General features: G+C 59.1%; 18 protein-coding genes, 2 tRNA genes and 1 rRNA gene. 11 read left to right on the forward strand and 10 right to left on the reverse strand.

What is annotated here, in order from left to right:
* Nucleotides 1-340: 340 nt before the first annotated feature.
* The 4 genes from IRZ24_RS03185 (at nucleotide 341) to IRZ24_RS03200 (ending at nucleotide 1,451) form a co-directional block, all read left to right on the forward strand.
* A tRNA-Ile gene (locus IRZ24_RS03185) sits at nucleotides 341-414 on the forward strand.
* 13 nt (nucleotides 415-427) lie between these two features.
* A tRNA-Ala gene (locus tag IRZ24_RS03190) sits at nucleotides 428-500 on the forward strand.
* Nucleotides 501-567: 67 nt separating this feature from the next.
* Nucleotides 568-684: ribosomal RNA gene (gene rrf, locus IRZ24_RS03195) — 5S ribosomal RNA — on the forward strand.
* A gap of 284 nt (nucleotides 685-968) precedes the next feature.
* Nucleotides 969-1,451, forward strand: a complete 483-nt coding sequence (locus IRZ24_RS03200) for a hypothetical protein (RefSeq protein ID WP_297160458.1) — start codon at nucleotides 969-971, stop codon at nucleotides 1,449-1,451.
* 55 nt (nucleotides 1,452-1,506) lie between these two features.
* On the opposite strand, the gene IRZ24_RS03205 is transcribed toward IRZ24_RS03200, so the two are convergent.
* The 3 genes from IRZ24_RS03205 to IRZ24_RS03215 form a co-directional block, all read right to left on the reverse strand.
* The gene (locus IRZ24_RS03205; RefSeq protein WP_297160460.1) at nucleotides 1,507-2,613 is read right to left on the reverse strand and encodes an SAM-dependent methyltransferase; all 1,107 of its coding nucleotides are present in this window, start codon (nucleotides 2,611-2,613) and stop codon (nucleotides 1,507-1,509) included.
* Nucleotides 2,614-2,754: 141 nt separating this feature from the next.
* The gene (gene holA / locus IRZ24_RS03210; protein WP_297160462.1) at nucleotides 2,755-3,864 is read right to left on the reverse strand and encodes a DNA polymerase III subunit delta; all 1,110 of its coding nucleotides are present in this window, start codon (nucleotides 3,862-3,864) and stop codon (nucleotides 2,755-2,757) included.
* Nucleotides 3,865-3,944: 80 nt separating this feature from the next.
* A complete protein-coding gene (locus IRZ24_RS03215) occupies nucleotides 3,945-4,316 on the reverse strand; it encodes a hypothetical protein (RefSeq protein ID WP_297160464.1) in 372 nt (123 codons plus the stop codon).
* Between the two features lie 281 nt (nucleotides 4,317-4,597).
* Between IRZ24_RS03215 and IRZ24_RS03220 the strand changes: the two genes are divergently transcribed.
* Entirely contained in the window at nucleotides 4,598-4,966 is a 369-nt protein-coding gene (locus IRZ24_RS03220; RefSeq protein WP_297160465.1) for a hypothetical protein, read from the forward strand.
* Here IRZ24_RS03220 and IRZ24_RS03225 read toward each other — a convergent pair.
* On the reverse strand, nucleotides 4,921-5,919 hold the full coding sequence (locus IRZ24_RS03225) for a DUF92 domain-containing protein (RefSeq protein ID WP_297160467.1): 999 nt from the start codon (nucleotides 5,917-5,919) through the stop codon (nucleotides 4,921-4,923). The two genes, IRZ24_RS03220 and IRZ24_RS03225, sit on opposite strands and share 46 nt — an antisense overlap.
* 346 nt (nucleotides 5,920-6,265) lie before the next feature.
* On the opposite strand from IRZ24_RS03225, the gene IRZ24_RS03230 reads away from it, so the two are divergent.
* The 4 genes from IRZ24_RS03230 to IRZ24_RS03245 all read left to right on the forward strand — a co-directional run bounded on the left by IRZ24_RS03230 (nucleotide 6,266) and on the right by IRZ24_RS03245 (nucleotide 11,762).
* Entirely contained in the window at nucleotides 6,266-7,729 is a 1,464-nt protein-coding gene (locus IRZ24_RS03230; RefSeq protein WP_297160469.1) for a zinc ribbon domain-containing protein, read from the forward strand.
* 25 nt (nucleotides 7,730-7,754) lie between these two features.
* Nucleotides 7,755-9,617, forward strand: a complete 1,863-nt coding sequence (locus IRZ24_RS03235) for a glutamate mutase L (protein WP_297160471.1) — start codon at nucleotides 7,755-7,757, stop codon at nucleotides 9,615-9,617.
* A 246-nt stretch (nucleotides 9,618-9,863) separates the two neighbouring features.
* Nucleotides 9,864-10,910 (forward strand): hypothetical protein, encoded by a 1,047-nt coding sequence (locus IRZ24_RS03240; RefSeq protein ID WP_297160473.1) that lies wholly within the window; start codon nucleotides 9,864-9,866, stop codon nucleotides 10,908-10,910.
* Between the two features lie 93 nt (nucleotides 10,911-11,003).
* The gene (locus IRZ24_RS03245; RefSeq protein WP_297160475.1) at nucleotides 11,004-11,762 is read left to right on the forward strand and encodes a methyltransferase domain-containing protein; all 759 of its coding nucleotides are present in this window, start codon (nucleotides 11,004-11,006) and stop codon (nucleotides 11,760-11,762) included.
* A 112-nt stretch (nucleotides 11,763-11,874) separates the two neighbouring features.
* On the opposite strand, the gene gpmI is transcribed toward IRZ24_RS03245, so the two are convergent.
* Nucleotides 11,875-13,464: a 2,3-bisphosphoglycerate-independent phosphoglycerate mutase gene (gpmI, locus tag IRZ24_RS03250; RefSeq protein ID WP_297160477.1), complete on the reverse strand. Its 1,590-nt coding sequence runs from the start codon at nucleotides 13,462-13,464 to the stop codon at nucleotides 11,875-11,877.
* Nucleotides 13,465-13,946: 482 nt separating this feature from the next.
* Here gpmI and IRZ24_RS03255 point away from each other — a divergent pair, with 482 nt between their 5' ends.
* Nucleotides 13,947-15,440: an HD domain-containing protein gene (locus IRZ24_RS03255; protein WP_297160479.1), complete on the forward strand. Its 1,494-nt coding sequence runs from the start codon at nucleotides 13,947-13,949 to the stop codon at nucleotides 15,438-15,440.
* On the forward strand, nucleotides 15,427-15,930 hold the full coding sequence (locus tag IRZ24_RS03260; protein WP_297160481.1) for a hypothetical protein: 504 nt from the start codon (nucleotides 15,427-15,429) through the stop codon (nucleotides 15,928-15,930). The genes IRZ24_RS03255 and IRZ24_RS03260 overlap by 14 nt, the downstream gene beginning before the upstream one ends.
* 100 nt (nucleotides 15,931-16,030) lie before the next feature.
* Here the strand turns inward: IRZ24_RS03260 and IRZ24_RS03265 are convergent, their stop codons facing one another.
* The 5 genes from IRZ24_RS03265 to IRZ24_RS03285 all read right to left on the reverse strand — a co-directional run bounded on the left by IRZ24_RS03265 (nucleotide 16,031) and on the right by IRZ24_RS03285 (nucleotide 25,047).
* The gene (locus IRZ24_RS03265; protein WP_297160483.1) at nucleotides 16,031-16,714 is read right to left on the reverse strand and encodes a helix-turn-helix domain-containing protein; all 684 of its coding nucleotides are present in this window, start codon (nucleotides 16,712-16,714) and stop codon (nucleotides 16,031-16,033) included.
* A 257-nt stretch (nucleotides 16,715-16,971) separates the two neighbouring features.
* Nucleotides 16,972-18,537 (reverse strand): APC family permease, encoded by a 1,566-nt coding sequence (locus IRZ24_RS03270; protein ID WP_297160485.1) that lies wholly within the window; start codon nucleotides 18,535-18,537, stop codon nucleotides 16,972-16,974.
* A 586-nt stretch (nucleotides 18,538-19,123) separates the two neighbouring features.
* On the reverse strand, nucleotides 19,124-20,473 hold the full coding sequence (locus IRZ24_RS03275; RefSeq protein ID WP_297160487.1) for a hypothetical protein: 1,350 nt from the start codon (nucleotides 20,471-20,473) through the stop codon (nucleotides 19,124-19,126).
* A 279-nt stretch (nucleotides 20,474-20,752) separates the two neighbouring features.
* Complete coding sequence (locus IRZ24_RS03280) at nucleotides 20,753-23,875, reverse strand: FAD-binding and (Fe-S)-binding domain-containing protein (protein ID WP_297160489.1); 3,123 nt, start codon at nucleotides 23,873-23,875, stop codon at nucleotides 20,753-20,755.
* Between the two features lie 218 nt (nucleotides 23,876-24,093).
* Nucleotides 24,094-25,047: a nucleoside hydrolase gene (locus IRZ24_RS03285; protein ID WP_297160490.1), complete on the reverse strand. Its 954-nt coding sequence runs from the start codon at nucleotides 25,045-25,047 to the stop codon at nucleotides 24,094-24,096.
* Between the last annotated feature and the right edge of the window lie 306 nt (nucleotides 25,048-25,353).

Below are 25,353 nucleotides of genomic sequence, written 5' to 3' on the forward strand. Positions count from 1 at the left end.
CCTAAAGGTCCGGAGCCAGCTCGTAGAGACTCGCGCATCTGCTCCATGCCTCTGGCTCCACCACTGCCAATCCTTGCTCCTCCTCTCCCAGGTCGATCCTGTCACTCGACTCGAGGTCCCGACTTCTCCTCTCTGCGAAGTCGGGAAATCCGCTAAAACCCCCTTGCCAGAAACGCTGGTAGGTGGTAAAATAATAAGCGGTGATCGGGTGGCAGCGTTGCAGAGAGTAATCCACTTGCCATGAGGCTGGTGCCTGGCAGGTCGGTCGTCATAAACTCGACCTTATCACTCTCCAGGTGTTCGGGTCACCCGGCACCACTCGGTCTAATTTCCTTGCTGTGGGCTATTAGCTCAGGTGGTTAGAGCGCAGTCCTGATAAGACTGAGGTCCCTGGTTCGAGTCCAGGATGGCCCACCCACCCGTACAGGGGGATGTAGCTTAGTTGGTAGAGCGCTGCCTTTGCACGGCAGAGGTCAGGGGTTCGAGTCCCCTCATCTCCACCTGAGGGGATGTCAGTTCCCTGATATGTGAACTGGCTCGCTGTTTCTCGCCTGTCCATGCAGGTGGGGCGGTGACTATAGCGGAAGGGAAACACCCGTTCCCATCCCGAACACGGAAGTTAAGCCTTCCAGCTCCGATGATACTGCGGGGGGGACCCCGTGGGAAAGTAGGACGTTGCCGCCCCACCTGCCTGGATGGGCGCTTTCTATTCTTATTGCTTTCCCTCTTCTCCCTCCTCTCCTTGTTGCTTCTCGATTACCATCGCTATCCACCTTGGCTCTCATAGACACCTGCGCTGTCTCTCGCCTATAATAGATTCTGAACCCATAGCGATGGGGTTTTCGCTGTCGCGACTACTCGCGACTGAGCTGGAGGACATGCCTTCGTCGCTGCCTCTTCCAATCACAGATTGCTTTGTCCTGTATCCTTTCTAAAGAACTTGTTCTGTTCGACTGGGGACCCGTGTGATGAAGCCCTGGAAGCTGCTGACGCGCCTAGCTGTGGCACTCTTTCTTGTCTTAATTATTGTGGCCATTTTCGGCCCAAATCTGGCTGATTTTGCTAAAGGTCTCCTTGGAAGTGTGGGCAAGCCTTTCTCTAGTGCCATTTCCTTGCCTTCTTCCAATATTCAGGCTCACCTGGTTCATACTCCTGCTCAGACAGATGCTTCGTCTCCCTCGCCTTCCCATCTGCAAATCGCTGTCCAGGGCCTCAAACCAGCTACAACGTATTATCTCACTATTGATGAGGGCAGTTGTGGCGGCCCTACCCTTCTCCTGGTTGGTTCGTTAAAGACTGATGATGTCGGAACTGCTCTCAAAGACTTCTCCCTTGATCTCAGCGATCCTGCAAGCCTGGCCTCGCGCAAATTATGGCTGAATTTCCATAGCGGCAGTTTTAGCGGGGCGAGTAGTGCCTGCTCGCTGATCGATACCTCTCTGCTTCGCTAGCAGGCCTGGTCGCTAGACCGGAGCCAGCGAGAGCAGGTGCGCGCTCCTGGCTGGCTCAGCGCCTCATAATGAGGACCTTGAAGTTACCTAGCCCTGCAGGGTCGGTCAAAGTCAGCACCTGCTGACGTAAGTTGTACCAGCGCAGCAGAGCAATCTGTCCTTGATCTGAAGCTCGCTCCTGATCCGCCGCCATGAACTGGCTGCGGCGAAGCTCCTCTAGTTCTTCAAAGATGCCCTGTCGCTCTAGCCAGGCGCGCTGCGTCGTGAAGAGACGTAGGCGAAGACCGTGACGACGACTCTCGTCGATCAGTGCGCTGAAGTTGACATGAGCCGTGATGTCCTGCTCCCCCGGCTTGACTAGAGGCTGCTCGTTGATGCGGTGCCTGTGATAACAGAGGAGGGTTCCCCGAAGCCGCGAGCGGCTGTAGAGCCGTGCGGCGCGGTCGCCATAGTCTATGACAAGCAAGAAGCCACGCCGTAGTAGCTTAGCCTGCAATTGGACCCAGCGCAGGGCCTCCAGGTTGATTTCGGCTCGCCAGCCATCAGGAAAGCTGCGCCAGGGAATGCGATAACGGTCAAGGTAGGTGGCTACTTCTGGCGACGAAGGAGGGGCAGCGATTTCGCATAATCTGCCTTCTTCTACGCTCACGTAGATCTCGTAGAGCTGTCCCCGCCGTACCTCAACAAGGTGCACTGGAAAGGCGTCGACCAGCTCGTTAGCTAGAATAACGTGAGGAGATCCCTCTCTCTCCTGAAGTTCTTGCAGGGTTTCGGAAGAGAGAACGTCTTCCCCGCGCTGCAGATCCAGGCTTCGGTAGCTGAGCACAGCGGCAAACTCAGGCCGCTGCTGTTCGGACCAAGCGCGAATTCCTGCCTCTAGCTCACCACGCCCTGCCCCCTGCTCCCAGACACGCAAAGGCTGTGGGCGACGCAGTTCTTCCCACATCTGGTAAAGCTGCCGCCCCAAGCAGTGAGCAAAAAAAGGCCCAAGGTCACCGCTTGTGAAGTAATCTCCCGCCCAGCCGATGCGCGACGCGCCGGCTCTATAATAACCATCCTGGGGATCGTAGAGGGCGGCTCGCATATATTCGGCAAAGGTCAAAGGTCCCTCTTTTTCAATACGGGCAATCAGTCTTTGTTCAAGGAGCGTAGTCGTGGTCATCAGTGCACCCTTGGCTTAGAAGCAGTTGCGATCTGTATCTCGGGGATGAGATAGCGGCTCAGAGGAGACTCTTGTGGCCATATATGTGGCTGTAGATGGCTGCGTTGATTTATGGCTCGCAAGTCACCTGCAAGGCTGTCGCTAGATGCGGGCCGGCGTGGTAAAGAAATGCATGATCAGCAGGTCAAAAGCCACCTCAGGGGTAAGGCGACTGCGCTTCAGGGCAGCGTCCGTCTCGACAAGCTGGCGATAGATGAACTCAAGTTGGGCAAGACTGAAGTGCCGTGCTTGCTGGACAGCTCGCTCTGCAATGAAAGGGGCGATGCCAAGCGCAGTGGCAACCTCTGCGGCTCGCTGCCCTTTCTGGGTCAGCTCTTTTACAAGCAGTAATGTGCGAACCTGTGAGAGCATGAAACCAAGTAGCAGTAAGGGCGGCTGCCCTTCGGCTAGCAAGCTGTGAAGGATATCAAGGGCTTGCTGCGGTCTCCGCTGGGCAAGGGCATCGGTCAGATCAAAGATGCGAGTTTCCTGGACCTGGGCAGAGAGAGCCCGCACATGAGACACATCAATGACGCCGCCTTCTCCAACATAGGTCGCTAGCTTTTCTAGCTCATTGGCCAGCATGCGGGTTTGGCTCCCAATGAAATTAGCTAGCAGAGCTACAGCCTCGCGTGTAATGCGAACCTTGTACTGCGCCGCTCGCTCCTCGATCCAGCGTTCAAGAGCAACTCCCTTGGGAAGCATGCTTTTGATTTCTTGACCGTAGCGGCGAGCTGTCTCAACCAGAGGATGACGCGGCTCAAGCACCTCATCCACCAGAAGAATCAAGGTCGTTGAAGCGGGCATCGAGGGGACAAATGCTGCTAGACCCTGCTCAAAGTCAACGCGTGAGACCCCACCGGCTTTCTTACTTCCCTTGCGCGCCCGACCGCGCTTGCGCTCTCCTCCGCTGGCTTCTCCTTCGGCTGCTGTGGGAATGGAACCCTTATCATGGTCAGTGCCTGCATTAGCTCCCGCTGCTTCCTGAGCGGTCGAGGAACTACTCCGACGCTTCCGGGGCAGTCCCTCGACGATCACTAAACGACCTTCGCTCAGGAAAGGCAAGGTACTGCATGTAGCGACAATGGTCGCCAGCTCGGTCTCATCGCCGTGATAGACATCCTGGTTGTAGCCAAAGTCCCCCTGCTGGCGCAGACGTCTAAGCACTTCGCGATTGCTGAACTCATCGTCGCCATGCAGCAAATAAAACATAAAAAGCCCTCACTCCTCCTCAACTCAAAAGCAAGAGCCTTTTCCGGCAGACTTGCTGACTGACGGGCCACAGTCGTAGCTCACTCGGGGAGAGGCGTCGCATGTCGACGTGAGCGGCGGCTCTCTGAGCGCGCGACAAGCCAATCGGTCAGCATGCCGCCAACGAGACCCAAGATGCTGCACAAGAACAGCGAGCCGAAAAAGGTGGCTCCGACCTGAGCGTTGGGCAAGGGCGTATCAAAAATCAGCGTATCGACCCAACCCAAGACCACCAGAAGGCCGATAAAGGCTCCAAAGAAAGCTCCCAGAATCACGGCCCAGCGTCGCCTGACCAGCACCATACTGACCCAGAAGATTACAAAGAGCGACAGGGGTAGCGATAGCAAGAAACCGAAGAGGCTGGCCAAGAAAAGCCCATCGCTGGGATTAATGATCAGTGCCGGTCCTCCCATAGACCTCGCATTGCCTCCCGCTAGCTAGCTTTTGCGTTCGTATTATACTGCAGCTTCAGAGGGCTGACAATAGCTGCCCTCTTGAGCAGCTCCCGCTAGGGCATGAGCACACCTAGTCGGCTAGTAAGGAAATCACTCCGGGGAGGCCGATGAGCAGGAATCTCAATGACAGGAGCAGCGCCTCGGTCTTGCAACACCTTCCGATGCTCCGCGTATATATAGGCAGTCAGATCCTGAGGGCAAATTATATAGCCCGACCAGATGGATTCGAGGAAAAGGCCATGATGAATCGCATGACAACTCTGGGCTTGGACGAGCGTCTAGAACGGGTGCTTGCTTATGCGCTTTTCTGGATCTCGGGTCTGATCCTCCTCTTATTCGAGAGAAACCGCAATGTGCGCTGGCACGCTGCTCAGTCGCTGGTGACCTTCGGCTCTCTCTGGCTAGTGATTCTGGTGCTCCAGTTCCTGCACGGTGTTGTGAGCCTGCTGCCGCTGCTGGGTTGGCTGATCGGCTTCGGGCTGGGACTGCTGATCAATCTACTAGGCTGGCTAGTGCTGCTACTCTGGCTCTGGCTGATGCTGATGGCCTGGCTTAGACCGGACTACCGCCTGCCCTTTTTCGGCCAATTGGCGGACAGCCTGGTGTAGGAGCAGCGGCTGTGTCCAGAGGCAAAGCGGTTCAGAGCAAAAGCGATCAGGCATCCGCTTAAGGTAGCCAGGAAATTCACGACATCGTTGTTGATGCCTGGTAAGCCTCGCATATACTGAGTAGCTGTGCTGCAGCTCTGATGAAAGGAGCGCTCTGTCTCCTGTCCACACTGTGGACAGCGGTAGACGGTCTGGAGAGTTGCACCAAGAAAACTGTCAATGAGAGAGCCTGTGAGCCCACTGAGCCAGGCAATAAAGGCCAACGGCAACGACCGAGGCCGGCCTAGGCTGGACTCTCTAGGGTCGCTAGAGAGCAGGCGAGCCAGCGTGAACGATGCCTCAAGTACCAGTCCAGTCGTCAGGGCGCCAGCCGCGGCCATAAGCGTCCCTGGCCAGGAGATCGCCCCTGAGGTGCCAGGAGAGACTAGGCGTCCGGTCGTGATCAGGCGTGGAGAGCGGTGCACCAAGACCCCTACCTCAGTGGCCCAGGTGTCCGCTGTGGCTGTTGCCAGAGCGCCCCCAAAGGCGGCCAGCCAGGAATCGCATGCTGCGACCTCTGAATGGGTTAAGGATGGGGAAGCCCGCCCCTGGCGGGACGGCCTCCGACATAGGCCATAACATAGCGCGCACCAGGTTGCCACACCACCATTGGCCACCACTTGTAACATGTCGCGGGCGCTACCTTTACTAAACTTCTCCGCTGCAAGGCTAGCCTTCTTCTGCTGATGAAAACGCGATAAAATGCTGGAAGAAACAAAGAAGAAGATGAGAGAGAGACCTAGTTCCCACCCACCGACTCCAGCAGTCACTGTCCCCGTCGCGGTGGCTGCCGGCACGCCGCTGCATTTGAGAGCACCGCGACGCTGAGCTAATAGACTGATCCCACTGCTCACTAGCAGCCAGAGCAAGAGCCGTTGTCGCCACGGGCGTCGCCTGGCACCCCTTATTCTCATCGCTCTTTCTCCTCCTCTGCCTGGCGAATGTTAAGCATCTGTCCTATCTTTTGTTACAGAATGCCGACCAGGCCAGTCCTATTGTAAAAAGGGCATGGCTTGCCTGCAAGAGGCGCAAGGTCTAGCTAGCCTGCAGGGGGAGAGAAGTAAGTAGTACTTTTGGCTGGGGATTATGGATCTATAGTATCATATCAGTGAGCCTGGTCATGTTTATCACTAGATAGCTCTTAGCAATCGAGGCAGGCAACCAGCGCAGTGCGTTGCGTGCCACTGAAAAGCATGCTACACTGCGAACGAGCCAGATCCAGGAGCGAAGGAGACGGCCTGGTGAAAGTGAGGAGCAACAGTGATTAGGTGTAGCAACTGTGGAGAGCCAGTCGCTGCCGGCATGGCGACATGCCGACGCTGTGGCTTGCCGTTATCTGGCGGAGTTGGAAGTGCTGCAAGCGCTGCTGATGCGCAGAAAGGAGTACCTCAGCGGTCAGAACTGCCCGCATGGCTGCAATCATTGCGGGCAGGCGAGCGCCTGCCAACGGGCACTACCGGCCCTATTCCGCTCTCTGCCGCTGATCTGATCGACGAAGATAGTCTTCCAAGCTGGATGCGTGCGGAGCAAAAGGAAGATACTGCTGAATATCAGTTTCCTGCCAATTCCCAGTTTAGTGGACCAGCAGGCTACGCGGCGGCCTCGCCAGCGCGAGGGATTGCCGCACGCTCTCTCATCGATGAGCAGGCTTTGCCTTCCTGGATGCGTGAGGGGCAGGAGCAGGAGAGTGGTCCGAAGAAGGATATTCCCGCCTCTAGCTTGATCGAGCCAGATGCTCTGCCAGAATGGATGAGGTCGCTGAAACCATCAACGGAAGAGAGTGCCGCGCCGGATTCTTCGGCACCTGTTTCCCAGGAATGGGCCAGGGGAGCAGGCAGAGAGCCAGGCATGACCCCCATGCCTGGTCAGCCGCTGCAGGCACATGAGCTGATCGATCCGCAACAGTTACCTGATTGGCTCCGGGGCCAAAGCTCGGGCATCGAGGCGGCCAAGCTGGGTCCTGCTCCTGGAACTGGTGGCGCCGCGCGGTTAGAGGCCTCTTCGCTTATCGACATGAATGCTCTGCCCACCTGGCTGCGCGAGGGCCAGCTAGAGAGTGCCAGCTCAGCAGCGGGATCAGTACCATCAGGGACACAAGGGAGTCCGGCTTCTTCTTCTCCTCCTGCGCCGACTATGCCCGTTGGCAGCCTGACAGCAGCCTCGCTCATTGATATGAATGCTTTACCCGAATGGCTACGCTCCTCGATGGATACACCTGCTCCGGCTGGCTCCACTGGCCAGGGCTCGCTTCCCCAGGAGCCGGGGCGAGCGCTGCCCGATCCGATGCAACCGCGTGTAGAAAATATGCGTGTGCCCAGCCGGCCACGCACGGAGCTAGGCGTCAGCGAGCAGAGTGAGGCGGCAGCGAATGTCTTTGCTTCTCTCCTGGGAGTGGCCTCGGCCACGCCTTCGTTACCGACTCAGGGAAGCGATCCACGCTATGGGCAGACGATGCCGACTTCGCCTCCGCCGACCCCTGCCGCCGGTGGGGCGCCATCTTCTGCGCCCGCAGGCCCTGCTGGTTATCCCACTGGTGCTTATGCTGGCCCGAGTGCTGGCGCAAACCCTATATCTGCGGCTCCCGGATACGCGGCACCGCCTCCATCTGTGCCGCCCGCGTCCGCTTCAGGACCAGGCGTCGAGGCTCAAGCTCAGTCCCGGACGCAGGCCCGGCCTGCTAAGCGCAGTTTCCTTGATGTGATTCGTAGCTGGTTCCCGCATTAGGTGAGAGAAGAGGGGTGTTCAGGAGATGCAGACGCAGTTGAATCAGCAGGAGGGTCAGGCGGCAGCTCACAGAAAAGAGGCCGCTGCCGCAAATTCTATTTTGGTTGCTGACTGCGGCAGCGTGCTGACAAAGGTTTCATTGCTGGGCTTGGTCGAAGGGCAGTATCGCTTGATGGCGCGTGGTGAGGCACCAACGACGCTGGCAGCTCCTCAGGAGGATATTACCCGGGGCATTGTGCAGGCCATCAATGAAATCGAGCTGGTCACTGGGCGGCAAATTATTGTCGATGGTCACTTACTCGTGCCGGAGCAGCTCGATGGCAATGGGGTGGATGTCTTTGTGACCACGATTAGCGCCGGTGGCCCGCTGCGCCTGGTGGTCTTGGGGGCAGCTAGCCCCACGCTGACAGACTTGGTGAGACAGGCGGTCTCCGGCCTCTACGCGGAGTTGCATGCCTTGCCCTCGCCGACGTTTAGCGCGAGCATGGCCGCTGGCCAACTGTCGCAGCCAGGGTCAACACCGCTGCCAGGTGTCGGCCCTGCTCCCTGGACCCCTGAGCGCCTGGCCCTGGAGTGGCGCCGCCAAATCGATCGCTTGCGCGAGTTGCAGCCCCATGCTGCCATCATTGTCGGTATGGCCGACGGGCCAACAGGAGCAACTCCCATCCAGGAGGCGTGCCAGTTGCTGCTGAATGCCGCGCACGAGCAGCGTGAGAAGACGCGCACTTTCCCCCTGCCAGTGCTCTATGCCGCTGCTCCTCAGTATGTCGAGGCGTCGCGGCGTCTGATCAATGGTGCTGGCGAGGTGATGCGTCTTGATCCTTTGGTCTCTACCGCCAATCTCGGCCCGATCAGTATGGCTGCCAGTTCGCTCTACGAGCGCACGATTCTACGTCGCCTGCCCGGTAGTGACACCCTCTGGTCTTGGTCTGCAGCAGCTCCTGTAGCGACAGCAACCTCGCTTAGCAGTCTAGTGCGCTTTCTGGCTCACCACTATACAATGAACGTGATGGCTGTCGATGCTGGTGGCGCCAATACAACCTTATTGCTGGCTGGCGAGCGTGGGGAGTTCATCCCTCTGGTGAATGCGGGCATTGGGGTGGGCTCCGGTTTGGGCGAGCTATTGAAGCGCGTCGGTTCTCAGAATATCAGCCGCTGGTTGCCCTTTGATGTCTCCGATGAAGAGTTACGCCAGTTTGTGCTGAATACGATGTTGCATCCTCATGTGGTTCCTAGCAACCAGCGAGAGCTGCACATTAGCCAGGCGTTCGCGCGCGAAGCGATTCTATTAACTGCCGAGGCGCTGAGGACAGGAGCGCTGAGCAACTTCTCACCTGACTTGATCTTGGCTACCGGCAGTGTGCTGGCGCACGCTCCTCGACCTGCTCAGGCGGCCTTGATCCTACTCGACGCTTTGCAGCCGCGCGGTGTGACCTCCCTGGTGCTCGATCGTACCTTGCTGTTCCAGCAGTTGGGGGCCATTGCAACGGTCAACCCGGTGGCTGCCGTGCAGGTCAATGAGAATGATGCTGTGACTCATCGCCTCGGGACTTGCGTGATTCCCTATGGAGCATTGCCACCCGATCAGATTGCGCTGCGTGTCGTTGTGGAGTATAGTAATGGACGGCAAGTCCAGGTCGAAGTCATGAGCGGCTCGATAGAGGTGATCCCTCTGCGCTTGAACGAGCAGGCCCTGCTGACACTCTATCCCGCTTCAACGGTCGATGTGGGGCTGGGCCCGGGTGAACGGGCCCGCGCCGCTGAGGAGATCGATGGCGGCCTGGTAGGCTTGATTATCGATGCCCGCGGTCGCCCGTTAATGCTGCCAGCAGATAAGGCTGAACGCCAGGCCCGTCTGTTGCAGTGGTCCCAGGCCATCGGGGCCTGAACCTCGATATCCAACCTGATACTGGCTGCTGCTGGTTGCGGAAGCAGCGCAGCGCCTCACTCCTATCAAGTGATTGCAGGGCGGGTCGGTGCAGAGCGGGGAAGATGGCTATCCTGCTCTCCCTCTAGGGCTTGGACTCAATTATGGCCTGTGCGCTATGGCTCAAAGCGCTACAAGCTGCTCTGTTGCTCATGTTGATGGCATATTGCTTATGATCTGGCGCATGCGTGGGAGGCACTCGCTACGATGGCCTATCCCCTGGGGTGGTCTGTGCGCTTACAGGTTGTGGTGCGCCGGGAGCGCTGGCCCGGTGGCTCGCGTGCAGGAGCGGTGGCCCTGGTCTATCCTGGTCAAATGGTTGAGCCGGATCAGCCAGTGATCCGACTGAAGCATGAGGAGCGCCACGAGGAACTCAGTGATCTCCCCCGTCTCTCGCTGCCGGCTGTGACGCGAAAGCTACCGGCAATCCAGCCGGCTGGTGCTGCGCATCACCTAAACGATACGGGAACGATGCTGGCTGTGCCCACACTGGGTGAGGAGACAGTACCGGCTGGCCTGCGGGGACGTGTTGTCGATGTGACGGCACGCGGGGGAGTTGTGATCGAAAGCCAGGTGGTGGCTGTGCAGGGGGTCCTGGGCGCCGGTCCCCAGGTGGCGGGCATCTTGACGCTCTGGCAGGCCCTTGGTAAGGGTAACTCATGTTCGCGACAGCCTATTCCTCCCGGCGCTATCCTGGTGGTACCTGGCCCGCTTAGCTTCCTTCTGTTGCGTCATGCCCTCAATTCTGGAGTAGTTGGCATTATCGCTAGCAGTATCTTTCTGCGTGATCTTGAAGGCTTCCTACATGCCGATCTGCTGGAGCTGGTGAATAGTCCAAACGCTGAAGCCCTGCAGTCTCGCTTGCCACCTTTGACGATCATGCTGACAGAAGGCTTAGGAAGCTTGGCGATGCCTGCACGCCTACTGCAACTGTTGAGCTGCTATCAAGGGCGCGTGGTCCTCCTGTCTGGTTGGACCTCAGTGCGACAGCGTGTGCTGCCCGAGCTGCTGATCTCGCTGACCGCTGCTGAGGCTGAGGCCCTGCCTGCTCAGGAACCAGAACTGACACTGGTCCCTGGGGCGCGCGTGCGTATTTGCTGCGGCGACTACCGTGGTAGGACTGGCGAGATCCTCTCTCTCTTTCTTCATCGCCAGCGTCTTCCGTCGGGCGTGTATGCTCATGCGGCTCGCATCTTGCTGGAAGAAGGCGAAGTGATTGTCGCAGCCCTTTCCTGCCTCGATCGCATTGGCTAGCTTTTCCCCTGCAGCGAAGGGACCCTCTTCTCTCTCTCACAGCTCTTGTTCTCTCTTCTCCTTGAACAAAAAAAGAAAAGCTGAGGTGCTGTTTTGACTACCGGTGACTGGGACGCAGCTCTCTATGATGCCAAACATGCTTTCGTCTTTGCGTATGGCAGCAGCTTGGTGGAGCTGCTGGCGCCACGTTCAGGCGAACTGATTCTTGATGTGGGCTGTGGGACGGGCCATCTGACAGCCACAATTGCGCACTGCGGGGCGCAGGTGGTGGGTCTCGATCTCTCTCCAGCGATGATCGAGGCCGCCCGCCAGCATTATCCGACCCTCGAATGGCACGTAGGCGATATTCGCACGTTCTCCTATCCGCAGCCCTTTGACGCTGTTTTCTCGAATGCCGCTCTTCACTGGATACCTGATGCAGAGGGGGTGGCCAAGGCCCTGGCCCGTTTGCTCAAGCCCGGTGGACGCCTGGCGCTGGAGATGGGCGGGCGCGGTAATGTCGCAACGTTGCAGGCGGCAGTAGAGGCGGTACTACAGGAGCACCTGGCGATAACGCCGACCAATCCTTGGTACTTCCCTGCGCTGGGCGAGTATGCGGCCCTGCTGGAGACCCACGGCTTCGAGGTACAGGCCGCCTGGCTCTTCGAACGACCAACGGCCCTCGAGGAGGGAGAACGAGGGCTGCGCCTCTGGCTGGAGATGTTCGGGTCCCCATTGCTAGGGGCCGTGCCTACGGAGCGACGAGAGGAGATTTTAACCGCTATCGAGGAGAAACTTCGCCCAGTGCTCTTCAAAGAAGGACGCTGGGAGCTGGACTATCGCCGCTTGCGTGTGTTGGCTCGCCGCCTCTGAGGAGGCTCTTTCTGTATCAGAGTTATCCACACTGGTGGAGAGTTATCCACATATGTCACCACAAGATGTGGATAACTCTCCCGATTCTAGCACAAGATGTGGATAACTCTGGCTACTGCTGAGGTAGTAGTAAAGAACGACCGGTCATCTCGCGTGGTTGGGGCAGCCCCATGATCTGCAGAATAGTCGGGGCGATATCGGCCAGGATGCCATCGTTGCGTAGCTTGGCATCGGCAAGCTGGGGGACGACGAGATAGAGCGGAACCGGGTTGGTGGTATGGGCCGTCATGGGCTTACCGCTGTCATAATAGATCATCTGCTCGGCGTTGCCATGATCAGCAGTGATCAGCAAGCCGCCACCGACAGCTAGGGTGGCTTCTACCACTCGCCCTACGCCGGCATCGACAGCCTCGACTGCCTTGATGGCAGCCTCAAGGACACCGGTATGGCCAACCATGTCGGCATTGGCGTAGTTCATGATCACAAGGTCGTATTGGCCACTGCGAATGCGCTCGATAGCTGTCTCGGTGACGCCTGGTGCGCTCATCTCGGGCTGTAGATCGTAGGTGGGAACCTTCGGTGAAGGGACAAGCAGACGGTCCTCACCGGGAAAGGGTGTCTCACGACGCCCATTGATGAAGTAGGTCACATGGGCGTACTTTTCAGTTTCGGCGGTGTGAAACTGACGCAAGCCGTGCTCAGAAATGACGCGTGCTAGGGGCATCTCGACCTCATCGGCGCGGAAAGCCACTTCGGCTGGCAGGCCCGCCTCGTACTCGGTCATCATGACAAAGACCAGGTCACGCAGGCGTGGCCCGCGCTCAAATTTGCCAGCAGCCTGCGGCGGTAGCTCTTCCAACACAAAGGCTTTGGTCAGCTGACGAGCACGGTCGGGGCGAAAGTTATAGTGGATGAGGGCATCACCTTCCTTGACGAGAGCTAGCGGGTGCTCCTCTTCCATGATCACCGTGGGGACAATAAATTCGTCGGTCACGTCGCGCTCATAGGACTGCTGGATGGCAGCGACCGCCGATGAGGCCCGCTCGCCTTCGCCGCGCGTCATGGCAAAGTAGGTTTTGGCGGTGCGCTCCCAGCGATTATCTCGGTCCATGGCATAGTAGCGCCCGCTGACCGTCGCCACACGCGCCGGATGATCGCCACCGATCTCGCACGCACGCGCCTCCAGGCGCTTCATAAATTCGACGCCGGCAGTGGGCGAGGTGTCGCGCCCATCGGTAAAGGCGTGGATATAGACCTGCTCGATCTCATGCTGACGGGCCAGGCGCAGCAGAGCCTCCAGATGGTCTTCATGAGCGTGCACGCCGCCATTACCAAGTAAGCCGCAGATGTGCAGCCGTGAGTGATTACGCCTGACATGCTCAATAGCCTTCAGAAGGGCAGGATTCTGGTAGAAGCTGCCATCCTGGATCGATTCACTGATGCGGGTAAAATCTTGTAGGACGCGCTTGCCTGCTCCGATGTTCTGATGACCAACTTCGGAGTTGCCCATCTGGCCCGGAGGCAGACCAACGGCCTCGCCAGAGGTTTTGACGAGAGTATGGGGCCAGCGGCGCTCTAGCTCGTCTATGTGTGGTGTGCGCGCCAGCGCAATGGCGTTGCCTTCCTTGCGCGGGTTGAAGCCCCAACCATCCATCACGATCAGCACGAACGGGCGTGGTCGCCCAGTAGAAGCCTTACTCATCGTTCCTCGTTCTGCTCTCCAGTCAAAAAGTTAAGGCGTGTGTCCTATTGTATCATGGCTGCCGCTGACCTTCAGCAGGCGGCAGCCAAAAAGCCGCAAGCTCGTCGACATTGCCCATCTCAAACAAGCAGAGCGGCAGACAGCAACCAGGATGGTATTCTGCACAGCAAGAGGAGAGAGGGGAGACAGACAAACTAGCTCGCTGACCTCCAAAGCTGAGGCGCCTGCCCTGTGAGGCCGTGAGGGGGAAGCCCTGCCCGGTCGGGCGGGTAAAGCTGGCTATCGCCTGTGACCTGGGGCCATGATATAATAAATCCGTTGCACTTGCTGTGACCTGTCCTTGGATCAGACAGAGAGGCAGATCGCTTCCAGCAATTCCCCCGCCAATCTTGCTCAAAGCTCGAAGAAGGAGTAGGCCAATCGTAGCGAACCAGCAAAGGAACGACTCTATTAGGGAAGGGAAGCGAATATATACACATTCGATGCGAGATATCATTCTAACACTGGCCCGGACATTTCGCGCACACAACAAACAATTGTATATGGTGGGGGGGACGGTGCGTGATGTGCTGCTGGGACGCGGTGAACCAAGCGATGCTGACCTGGCAACGGATGCGCGCCCGGACGAGATTAAGCGCCTGGTGGCGCCGACGAAGCCGACGGCCATTGTGTTGGTAGGGGAGCGCTTTGGCACGGTGCGTCTCCACTATGGTGAGCATATCATTGAAATCACGACCTTCCGTGATGAGCGCTATAATCCCGAGTCGCGCAAGCCGGAGGTCTGCTTCGGTACCGTTCTAGAGGAGGACCTGCGCCGCCGCGATTTTACGATCAATGCAATGGCCTATGACCCTCTAACAGGCCAGCTCTATGATCCGTTCGGCGGGCGCCTTGATCTAGAGCGACGCGTCTTGCGCGCCGTCGGCAATGAGCCTGATAAGCGCTTCGATGAGGACCCGCTGCGCCTCTTGCGCGCCGTTCGTCTGGCGGCCCAACTCAACTTTACGATTGAGGAAGAGACTCGTCAGGCTATCGTTCGTCAGGCGAGTAAGCTGCAAAAGATTAGTCGCGAGCGTATTCGCGATGAGATGCATAAGTTGCTCCTCTCGCCTCATCCGGCACGTGGCTTGGAGCTGTTGGTCGAGCTAGGGCTGATGCAGTGGATCATTCCCGAGGTGCTGGAACTGCGAGGAGTGAGTCAACAGCAGAGTCAGCGGAGCGTTCCCTCAAAGGATGTCTATGCTCATGTGCTGCGCGTAGTGGAACGTACCTCGCCACGTCCAGTAGCGCGTTGGAGCGGGCTGCTTCATGATATTGCTAAGCCACGCACTCGCACCGTCGAAGATGGCAAGGTGCATTTCTTCGGCCATGAGGAGGTCGGGGCGGTGATGGCCCGCGAGATTTTGCGTCGCCTCCACTTTGATCGCGATTTCTGTGAGCGCGTCGCCCGGGTGGTCCGGTTGCATATGCGTGCCAATGCCTATACCTCGGATTGGACCGATGGAGCGGTGCGGCGCCTGATGCTGGAGGCCAATGACGATCTGGAGGATTTGCTGGATCTGTCTCGCGCTGATATCACCAGCTATCGCGCCGATAAGGTGTCACGCGCTGCTGCTCGTGTCGTGGAGCTAGCCGAACGCTGCCGCCGCTTAAAGGAGGAGGCCGAGCGCGTGCCGCTAAAAAGCCCGCTTGATGGCCATGAGCTGATGGCCATGTTCGGACGCGGTCCCGGCCCCTGGCTGCGACCGCTGAAAGAGTACCTGCTCAGCCTGGTCATCGATGGGGTCCTGGCCCCCGATGATAAAGAGCGCGCTGCTCAGTTCGCCCGAGAGTTCGTGGCTCAACAAGAGCGGCAAGGCACGGCACAGCAGCAGCAGCAACAGCAACAACAACCCCAACAGTTCCAATTGCACCAGCAAGAGTTGCAGCAACAGCAGGAAGAGCAAGGTGAGGGTTTGAGCCATGCCAAAGAATAAGCCAGGAGAGCAAGCGCAGTCGCAATCACAGACTGCTGCCTCGACTTCTTTCCCCGCGGCGTCGGCTTCTCAAAAGCTGAAGGCTGGCGAGCAATCTGCGGAGACGCGTAAGGGACGGCAAGAGCAGAAACCTCGCATCGGAGGCCCTGCAGTGCCGGGGGCCAAGTCGACCCTCCCGCGGACGGTGACAACCACTGATCCGCAGCAGCAGCAGTTCGAGAACCTGAATCGCGAGATGCGCCGCCGTCTGCGCCAGATGAAGGCCGGCCCCTATAGCGAGGCTCCCTCGCCCGCCGATAAATATCGCAAGAGGCTGGAAAAGCAGAAGAGAAAGAGGGAGCAGCAGAGGAAGGCAGTTGAGAAAATAGCCGAGACCGCTCCGCGTCAGATTCATCTAGGACGGCGCGTGATCTATTCTGTGCTCGTTATTGTGGCGATCCTGGTGGTGGTGATTGTACTAGCCGTCCTCCATCATCTCGGCGTCTTCTAACGCGTGCTAGTCCTGCCTGGCCCATGCTTATTTTCGCCGCCTATGATTGATCACCTTCCTCTTCTCGCCGCCGACGCTGAGTGTTATCGCCTGCGACACTCTAGAGCAGCTTGCGGTGAAGAATAGAGATCAGGGTGTCGGTCAGGGTAAGGATTTCCTCGAAGTGGCGTGCCTGCTCTTCTAGAGGAAAGCCGCGGCTGCGCCACTGAGGGAGCAGATATTGCTCAAAGGCAGCAATCTCGCTACGTACCAGTTGGCGCAGATGGAAGCGCATGAGTGTGACCAATGCCAGCGGCAGCCCTAGCTCCGTTAAACGGCGGTACAATTCAATCAGCAGCAGATCGTCGCCTGTGAAGCTGAGTTCCTCCCCGTCCTTCATGGGGAAAAGCAGCTCGAGCTGCAATAATTCCTCGAGGAATCCTGGCGAGATGCCTGTTTGCTCAAGGAGCTGCTCGCGGCTAAAGTGTATCTCCTGACCGCTGCTCGCCAGGGGACGGAGCACTCGCTGCTTAAGAGCAAGATTCATCTGAATCTCGCCATGCTGGGCGCGGATCTCCAGGAGCTGTCTGATCAGGTCAAGCGGCAGGTTATGTTGCTCTTTTAGCTCTTTGATCAGGGTAAGGACGCGCACGTGTTCCCCACTGTAGTAGGCAACGCGGCCTCGCTTATGAGGCGGTGGAAGTAGGCCCTGTGTATTGTAAAAGCGGATAGTGCGGCTGGGAATACCTGTCACCTGTGACAGTTCGTCTATGCTCAGCTCACGCTCGCTATGTTCTTGCTGCAAGGACTATGGACCTCGGCACCGATGAGATGATGGCTGCTTACATATAACGTAACGTGCCGTCGGCCTGCTTTCGAGACTTGTTCACTGGAGGCTGAATCAGCCAGGCGTGAGTGAACAGGATGAGAGGTCGCCAGCGGCGACCAGTCCTGCGCTCGTGTAGTCCTAGTCCTAGCCAGATCGGCTGGTTTGTGGGCCAGCGAGCGAAGATATGGTCGCCGTGGCTATGCTATCTGCGCTCAGCGCTCTTGTGTCAACGCTCAGGCTGAGGAGTTGCTGCCTCCGGCGCTATCGCTGGCTGGCCGCATGCCCTCGGGCGCGCCCACGACCTCGGCTAGGATTTCCTCGTCAGAGACATCGCGTCGTATGGTTGCTTGGCCAATGACGTAGATGACGGCACCGGCCACAAGTGAGATAGCGGCGAAGCCGATGAGCGAGAGGTCCCAGGCCTGCGTACTGATCAGGGTCGTCCAGGGCGAGATAAAGATGACGACCACGCCGAAGGCGCTGGCGATGCAGCCGATGACCGCGCAGAGGTAAAAGACCCAGTCCGGGGCCAGTTGGACACGTCGAAAGCTCTCGCGATACTTATAGCGGATATAGATCACATCGATGAAGAGGAAGACCATCGAGATGCACCAGATGATGGTGACCGCCGCCTGCAGAACATCGTAAACCACTGTGGAGAGGTCCGAGGGCTTAAGGACCTGGATCACGAGCGGGGCAATGATGAAGGTGATGGCCGTCAACAGTCCTGAAATGATGCTCTGGACCAGCACCGCTACCCAGGGCACGCGATTGCGGTTGACCTTGCTCATGAAGGTGGGCAGGCGGCGGTCGAGGCCGGAGACGAAGAGCAGGCGCCCGAAGGAGTAATTGTAGACGACAGTGTTGAAGAGGAAGAAGCCGATGAAAATCAGGTTGACAATGGTGGCCAGCACGTTGCCCGCCGGGCCGAAGCCATACTTGACCACCGCCGCTACGACAGAGGGGTTACCCTGGTTCTGGATGCTAGGAGGCACGGCCATCATGACGCCGAATGTCCCGAGCAGATAGGCCACCATGACGACAACTGAACCCCAGAGCAGATAGCGCGTGATGGCGCGTGTGTTCTGGATCTCTACTCCCATGTTGAGAGGGACTTCGATGCCGAGCAGGGCCAGTATCACCAGGCCATAGAAGGTGTAATTTGTGCTGTTGAGCTGCCAGCGGGCGGGGGAAAAGTCCGCTTGAGCCGGGTGCCCGCTCAAGAGCCAGGTCAGGCCGGCCAGGCCGACCAGCAGGATGGCGCCACCGTAGGCCACAAAGATGATGTTGACCAGGTTCTGCGTCACGCGGAAGCGCAGGACTGAGAGCATGCATGAGAGGGCGATCACTAAGAGGATTACCAGGCCTTGCTGCCAGGGATCAGCCAGCAGATTAAGACCGTATTGGCTGCCGAGCTGCTGGATGAGGGAGACAACAGCGTCGCCTGTGGCGATCATTACGAGAACGCCAGGCCACCAGGCGCAGAAGCCCGCGAAGAAGCCCATGAAGGCCCCAAAGGCGCGTGTGGTCCAGACATAGATCGAGCCTTCGCCTGGAAACATCAGGCCAAGCTGGCCGGTGACGATGGCGCCAGGAATGAGAAAGGTCAGAAAGCCCAGTAGCCAGTAAATAAAGGCCGCTGCCCCGGCTCCGGTCACAACGCTGGAGTTGCTGATGAAGAGAACGATGGCGACGAAAATTGCCACCATGTCAAAAGAGTTGAGGACCTTCGGGAGAATGCCACCGGCGATACGCTCGGAGCGCAAGACTGTTCCGGTGTTCTCTGCAGCTGTCTCCATATGTGCTTGCCTCCCGGCTGGGAAACTGGTCACTCTGCTTCCTTGTTTCCTTGCTTGCTTTGTGAGCGCAAACAGCGCCTGCTCACTCAGTGTTAGCGGTTGATCTCTTTCCTTAGTTCGCCAGGAGAGGAAGGGTCTGGCTGAGTGAGCGCAGCAAGCTGGAAAAGCCTGAAGCCTTGAGCGACCCTCACGACGGTTGATCCTCACGCAGAGGGGCGGTCCAATCGAGAGCACCTGGTCCGGCTTGAGTTGCCTGAGAAAGAAGGACTTGGGCGCAGCTGAGAGGTGGGTGAGCAAGACATTGAGGAGATAGGCGCTTGCTCATCCTCCGGGACGAGGCACCCTCGCTGGTCTACGAGATAGATCAGACTGAGCGCCATAGAGCTGTGTGGTGCTATAGCTCAAGCTAAAGGAGCGAAAAAAACATCCCCCCTTTCAGAGCTGTGTGCCGCGGCAGGCAACTCTTGCCCACATCTGAGCCACTGCCGCGAGAGGCCTGTCTCGGGTAAGGTCGTGGCCGGCACAGACAGAACGTCCTGGACTCTCTTCTCTAGAGTATAGCCAATAGTGGGCCGTTGCGCCAGGGTCAGCTTTTCTTTGCTGAAGCGGTGGGTGAAGGAGATGGAGTAGTCTGCTGGCTGCTCCCATTCAGCTTGGCTTTCTCTTCGGCGATCTTGCGCTGGACGCCGCGCAGATAGGCTTGAGCGCCGTCTAGATCGGCATCGGTGATGGCCTGGATCTGCTTGGGCATCTGCTTCACCTGGGTTGACCAGTTCTCCAGCACGGTCTGCAGGGCGGCCAGTACCTGGTTATCTTGGCCGATATTCGCCAGCCACTGACGCGCTTGCTTGAAGGCGCGCAGCGTCACATTCAGGAAGTCGCCCGTGACGTTGGCGGCCAGGGTCAGCAGTGGGTTGACAAAGACGTTGTAGGCTGTGCGCAGCAGACGGGCCGCCGCGATGGCGGCATCAAGCGAAACCCCTTCCATATTCTCCAGCGAGGCGATGATCTCCTTGCGTACAGAATCTGCCCCGGCCTGGAAGCCGCGATTAAAGGCGTCGGCGACCTGGTGCTCGATATTGCTGGCGGTATTGCTGAGCGCCTGGGGGACTTTGGGGGCCAGTTGGGAAGCGGCGACCACAGCCCCACCGGTGGCGGCGACGCCCAGGCCTACCAACATACGGCGTCGCGTTAGCAGGCGCTTTTTGCGCCGCGGCTTCTCCTCTTCGTATTCGAAGTATTCCTCTTCTGCGGGAGGGAGGAAGTCCGGCTCTGGCTCGGCCAGGCGGCGCGTTGTCGGCTGTCTGGTCGCGCGTCGCCTGACCGGCAGGAGGGGCTCGCTGGAGCTGGCGCCGAAGGTCTCCTCTTCAACAAGCTCGTCCTCGTAGTGGCCTGTCAGTGCAGCCTCCTGATCAAAGTAGCCCACCTCATCCTCACCGGCGACTGCAGGCTCTGAAGAGCCACTCTCATACAAGACCGGTTCCTCTGGGGCAAGCGGCATCATCTCTGCGCTCCAGCCCTCGGCTTCCAGTTCCGCCGACAGTGGGCGACGCGAGGGCAGACGGGACGAGCGTGGCGCTGTCGTGACGTACGGCTCGCGACTTTGACTATAGAGCGTATGGCTCCGGCTCCGCGCCGAGGGCATCAGCTCCTCCTCTGTCTCGGGGGAGACGGTTAAGACCCCTTCGCTGTGGAGGCTCATTTCCTCCCGTTTGCTCGCCAGGATGCTCTGACGCATGAGCTGGCGCGTCCGGCGCAGATCAGGACGCCGTGTCAGCAGCGAGCCAGAGGGGCTGCGGCTGCCACTGGTGGGCCAGCGCGTCTGCTCTGTCTGCCCGCGATAGCTCTGCGATCTCTGCTCTTCGTAATCCTCCTGGCTGTACTGGCGGCCCGGGCTTCTGCGATATAGCCTTCTCTCCATACGCTCGTTTGTCATGCATTCCTCCCAACACTGATCAGGCTGTTTGGTCGGTGGCGTGGTCACCTTGCCAGTATCGGTGGCCTGAGTAAACGCTGAACACTGTGCGCTTTATACTCATTTTACCTCATTGGAAAGCGCCCCGTCTACCGCAGCGCGCCATTCTACAGAGAAAAAACGCTCGCCTGGCAACTTTATGATCCTTGCTCGCTCTGGCGACGATAGTGGACCGTTCTCTCTGGCCCTTATTATAGCTCAGGTCAAGATGGGTGTCAAACATTTGTTCTAATTTCGCACTCACTTCCGCTGCTGCTGGAGCGGCGGACGGAGGCTACGGCGGTGGTCGTGGCGGCGACGTAAGAGCAGCAGCGTACCCACAGTGAGGAGCAGGCTCCCAGTAAGGGCAAAGGCGCTGCTCAGGCGGCGTCTAGCCGTCGGTATGGGTGGAGCGAAGAGAGCAGCCCGCTCGGGATAGGGTCCCAGGCGAGCATTGGCCGGAAGGCGCAGGGCCAATTGCAGAACTTCGGCCAGATGCAAGGCGCGGCGCGGCGTAGTCTGGGCGATTTGCTCGCGGCAGCTAAAGCCGTCGGCGATGATCAGGGTTTCTGGACGGGCGGCGCGCACCGTGGGCAAGAGGACGCGCTCACCGACCTGCAAGGAGATGGCGTAGTGTTGAGCTTCAAAGCCGAAGGCGCCCGCCATGCCACAGCAGCCAGCGTCTGGTATCTCGACCTGCAGGCCCAGTTTGCTGAGCAAGCGACGCTCGGCGGCCACATCCATCAAGGCACGCTGATGGCAGTGTGGCTGCAGCAGTGCCTGACCCTCCAGGCGTGGCCAGCGGTAGTCTCCGGCGTAGCGTTCGAGAAACTCGCTTAGCAGGAGGACGCGCTCTTTGAGCTGCTGCGCTTCGCGATCTTCAGGAAAGAGATTGGGTAGTTCGTCGCGGAAGACGGAGACGCAGCCGGGTTCCAGTCCGACAATGGGGATATCCTGCTCCAGATAGGGCCGCAGCGCAGTAAGGATCTGACGCAGGTGCTGTTTCGCGGTGGTGAGCATACCGTAGTCGTAGAGGGGTCGCCCGCAGCAAAGAGCGACTGGCGGTAGTTCGACCTGGAAGCCAAGAGCTTCCAGGACTTCGACGGCTGCGCGCGCTGTTTCGGGGTGAAAGTAGTTATTGAAGGTGTCTGGCCACAGGAGGACCCGCATACCACAGCTCTGTTCTGTTGGGCGTGTCTGTGTCGACCGCTCCCGGAACCAGGCGCGGAAGCTCAGCGGGGCCAGGCGCGGCAGGCGTCTCTCAGGGGCAATGCCGCTGGTGCGCTTCAGCAGGTGGCTCAAGAGAGGGGTCTGTGTCAGTAGGTTGATCAGCTCGGGCGCGCGTGCCCCCAGGGCGGCCCAGCGATGGATGAGGCCGAAGAGGTAGGCGCTGAGCGGTCGCAAACGACCGGCGTAGTAATGGGCCAGGAATTCGGCCTTGTAGGTGGCTATGTCGACATTGACAGGGCATTCGCTTTTGCAGCCTTTGCAGGCTAGGCAGAGATCGAGCGCCTGGCGCACTTCTTCGGAGCGCCAGCCCCCGCGCAGGGGATGGCCATAGAGCATCTCGAAGAGCAGCCGCGCTCGTCCGCGGGTCGAGTGGGCTTCTTCGCGGGTAACCATGTAGCTCGGGCACATGAGGCCGCCATCGGTGCGGCGACATTTGCCGACCCCTACGCAGCGCATGACTGCATGGGCGAAGTTGCCATGATCGGCGGGATACTGAAAATGGGTGGCAGTAGGGCGGGGGAGGGGAAGCGCATGGCGCAGATCCGCGTCGAGTCGGTAGGGATTGACAACCTTGCCGGGGTTCATGCGTCCGGCGGGGTCCCAAATGGCCTTGAACTCGCGAAAAGCTTCCAGCAGTTCTGGCCCGAACATTTTAGGCAGCAATTCGGCTCGCGCCTGGCCATCGCCATGCTCGCCCGAGAGCGAGCCACCATAGTGTACGACGAGATCGGCGGCCTCTTCCATGAAGGCGCGAAACTGGCGAATGCCCTCCTGGCTTTCCAGATCGAAGCTGGCGCGCATGTGAACGCAGCCTTCACCACAGTGTCCGTAAAAGTTGGCCTGGTAGCCGTAGCGGTCGAGCAGTGCACGCAGCTCACGCAGGTAGGCACCGAGACGACTGGGATGAACGGCGGAATCCTCCCACCCTTCCCATTTGAGAGGCTGGCCTGGAACAAAAGTGGAGGCTCCAAGAGCCGATTCGCGCACTTCCCATAAGGCCCGTGCTTCGTCCTCGCTGCTGCAGAGGCGCATTTGAGGGGGAGGGCTTCCACGGCGATGCTGCAGGTGGGCCATCAAGGCCCGTGCTTGGTCTTCGGCCTCGGCGTGGCTCTGGCCGCCAAATTCGAGCAGCAGCCAGCCACCCCCTGGGGGCAGCAGGCGCAGGTGATCAAGGTTGAGTCCTTTACGCCGACTATCGGCAACCAGCCCCTCATCAAGGCCTTCAAGGGCCATGGGTCGAAATTCGAGCAACTCCGGAACCTCATCACAGGCGCGGAAGAAGTCTGGATATCCCAGGACAAGCAAGACGCGTGCTGGTGGACTGGGTATGAGGCGAACGGTGGCTTCCAGAACGATGACGCAGGTACTTTCGCTGCCTACGAGGGCACGAGCGACATGAAAGCCATGCTCTGGAAGTAATTGGTCGAGATTGTAGCCCGAGACGCGGCGCGGGATGTTCGGGTAGCGCTGACGAATGAGGTCGGCGTAGCGGTCACGCAGGGTCTTGAGGCGTGCATAGATTTCACCGCGCCGTCCTCCGGCGGCGATGATGGTCGCTAGTTCTTCTTCGCTGGTAGGGCCGACGCGCAGGCGCAGGCCATCATAGGTCAGGATTTCCAGCTCTTCGATGTTGTCAACGGTTTTGCCTCCCATGAGCGAATGGGTGCCACAGGAGTTATTGCCGATCATGCCACCCAGGGTACAACGGTTGTGGGTTGAGGGGTCAGGGGCAAAGGTCAGGTGATGCTGCTCGGCGGCATGGCGTAGGTCATCCAGAACAACACCGGGTTCAACACGGGCTAGACGCCGCTCTGGGTCAAGGCTGAGGATATGCCGCATGTAGCGCGATAGATCGAGCACAACCCCCACATTACAGGTTTGACCGGCGGTACTGGTGCCACCACCGCGCGCCAGTATGGGCACATCATAGGCGCGGCAAACATCGATGGCGGCGCAGACATCCTCGGCATCTCGCGGAAGAATGACGCCTAGAGGCACCTGGCGATAGTTGGAGGCGTCGGTCGAGTACATGGCCCGGCTGCCGGCGTCAAAGCGGACGTCGCCGCGCACCTGGGCGCGCAGGGCGCTTTGCAGCTCGCTGAGTCGGCGTGAGCTAATAACTTCTTCTCGTGGCTGCTGGTGAATGTGCGTCACAGGTTTTGCTCCATCCTTCCTGGTCCTGATGGTAGCGGGCCCGGGTAGCCGTCAGGTCGGGCTGGTAGACTGCACCGCTGGCTCAACCTGGCGATCCGCAGACGCTGAAAAGACTGGGTCAAGGCCTTGTAGGCTTGGTTGATTGCTGACCAGAGCCTGACGCAACGAGGAGTGGCCAGAGACGCAGGCAGGCGGCGAAAGTCATGATGCCGTTCTGTTCAGAGCAGGCGCGCCAGCCGTTCCAGGAAGAAGGTGGTGAAGCCTTCGATATCGACGGCGGTGGCGGCCAGGACGTTGGGAGGTGGCGTCTGGCTCCGGCGGCGGAACCAGGCAATGGTTGCCCCAGCGGTTTGGCTGCCACTCAGCTCAACGTCAACGTAGACCGGTTCCCAGCGGAGCAGCTCGGGACGAAAGGCGGCTGCGAGCGCCAGCGGGTCATGGAGATGAAAGCGCTCGTAGCCGGCGCGCGGGGCGAAGTCTTCAAAATAATGGGCAAGCATCGCCTCGATAGAGCGCCCGATGAGGCTCTCTGGCCGGCACAGGGGGGTAAATTGGGCGCGGGTCAGGCCAACCTGCTGGGTGGTGTCAAGGCTGACAAGGCGCAATGGCCAGCCGGCGTGAAAGACGATATGGGCGGCCTCGGGATCAGCGTAAATATTGAACTCTGCAGCAGGGGTCACATTGCCGGGAACACGCAGAGCGCCGCCCATGATGACAACCTCGCGTACCTGCTGGGCGATCTCTGGGTCCATTCTGACGGCCAGTGCCAGGTTGGTTAGTGGCCCAATGGCGACCAGGGTAATGGTGCCTGGAGCAGCTTTGATGCGCTCGCTGATCAGTATGGGTGCCTTTGTGGCTGCACGAGCGGGTGACGCTGGTTCGGCTAGCTCGGCTCGCCCTAAGCCCGATGGACCGTGTACGTCTGCGGCGTGGATGGGCGGACGTACCAGCGGACGCTCGGCACCCGCGGCGACAGGAATGTCCTGCCGCCCTGCAAGGGCTAACAAGGCCCGCGCGTTGCGGGTGGTCTGCGTTAGTGGAACGTTACCACTGACGGTGGTGACGGCCTCTAGGCTGACTTCGGGCGAGGCCAGGGCCAGCAGAAGGGCCAAGGCGTCGTCGATACCAGGGTCGGTGTCAAGAATAAGGTGCAAGGGTTGCTCTGTTGACATGGACCTTCCTTCTCTGCTGTCTGGCTGGCTGGCTTGGCTGCTGCGCTCCGTTCTCTTCTCTGGCGCATCGGCTCGGCTGGCTGATTAAGTAAGTGAGAGGCCTGCCTGTCTCTGTCGGCTCTCGCTCTTCTCTTGTCTTTCTGTAGGTTAGGATATCCCTGGTGGCCAGTCGGGGTCAAGCTTTTCTGCTTTCTGGCCTGGAGAGTAAAGGCTCTCTACGGTGCCGCTCGTTCTGATCTGGCGGGTCAGGTATGTGGCTCGACTATAGGAGTATCACTATCATATAGTTCTATGCTAGAATATGAT

It is taken from the genome of Thermogemmatispora sp., from assembly GCF_019683755.1.
In the GTDB taxonomy this organism is placed as follows: Bacteria; Chloroflexota; Ktedonobacteria; order Ktedonobacterales; family Ktedonobacteraceae; genus Thermogemmatispora.

What these genes read in the sequence shown, in the direction of transcription:
- IRZ24_RS03200 (WP_297160458.1), top strand. Translation starts at nt 969, where the DNA reads ATGAAGCCCTGGAAGCTGCTGACGCGCCTAGCTGTGGCACTCTTTCTT.
- IRZ24_RS03205 (WP_297160460.1), bottom strand. Translation starts at nt 2,613, where the DNA reads ATGACCACGACTACGCTCCTTGAACAAAGACTGATTGCCCGTATTGAA.
- holA (WP_297160462.1), bottom strand. Translation starts at nt 3,864, where the DNA reads ATGTTTTATTTGCTGCATGGCGACGATGAGTTCAGCAATCGCGAAGTG.
- IRZ24_RS03215 (WP_297160464.1), bottom strand. Translation starts at nt 4,316, where the DNA reads ATGGGAGGACCGGCACTGATCATTAATCCCAGCGATGGGCTTTTCTTG.
- IRZ24_RS03220 (WP_297160465.1), top strand. Translation starts at nt 4,598, where the DNA reads ATGATGAATCGCATGACAACTCTGGGCTTGGACGAGCGTCTAGAACGG.
- IRZ24_RS03225 (WP_297160467.1), bottom strand. Translation starts at nt 5,919, where the DNA reads ATGAGAATAAGGGGTGCCAGGCGACGCCCGTGGCGACAACGGCTCTTG.
- IRZ24_RS03235 (WP_297160471.1), top strand. Translation starts at nt 7,755, where the DNA reads ATGCAGACGCAGTTGAATCAGCAGGAGGGTCAGGCGGCAGCTCACAGA.
- IRZ24_RS03240 (WP_297160473.1), top strand. Translation starts at nt 9,864, where the DNA reads ATGGCCTATCCCCTGGGGTGGTCTGTGCGCTTACAGGTTGTGGTGCGC.
- gpmI (WP_297160477.1), bottom strand. Translation starts at nt 13,464, where the DNA reads ATGAGTAAGGCTTCTACTGGGCGACCACGCCCGTTCGTGCTGATCGTG.
- IRZ24_RS03255 (WP_297160479.1), top strand. Translation starts at nt 13,947, where the DNA reads ATGCGAGATATCATTCTAACACTGGCCCGGACATTTCGCGCACACAAC.
- IRZ24_RS03260 (WP_297160481.1), top strand. Translation starts at nt 15,427, where the DNA reads ATGCCAAAGAATAAGCCAGGAGAGCAAGCGCAGTCGCAATCACAGACT.
- IRZ24_RS03270 (WP_297160485.1), bottom strand. Translation starts at nt 18,537, where the DNA reads ATGGAGACAGCTGCAGAGAACACCGGAACAGTCTTGCGCTCCGAGCGT.
- IRZ24_RS03275 (WP_297160487.1), bottom strand. Translation starts at nt 20,473, where the DNA reads ATGACAAACGAGCGTATGGAGAGAAGGCTATATCGCAGAAGCCCGGGC.
- IRZ24_RS03285 (WP_297160490.1), bottom strand. Translation starts at nt 25,047, where the DNA reads ATGTCAACAGAGCAACCCTTGCACCTTATTCTTGACACCGACCCTGGT.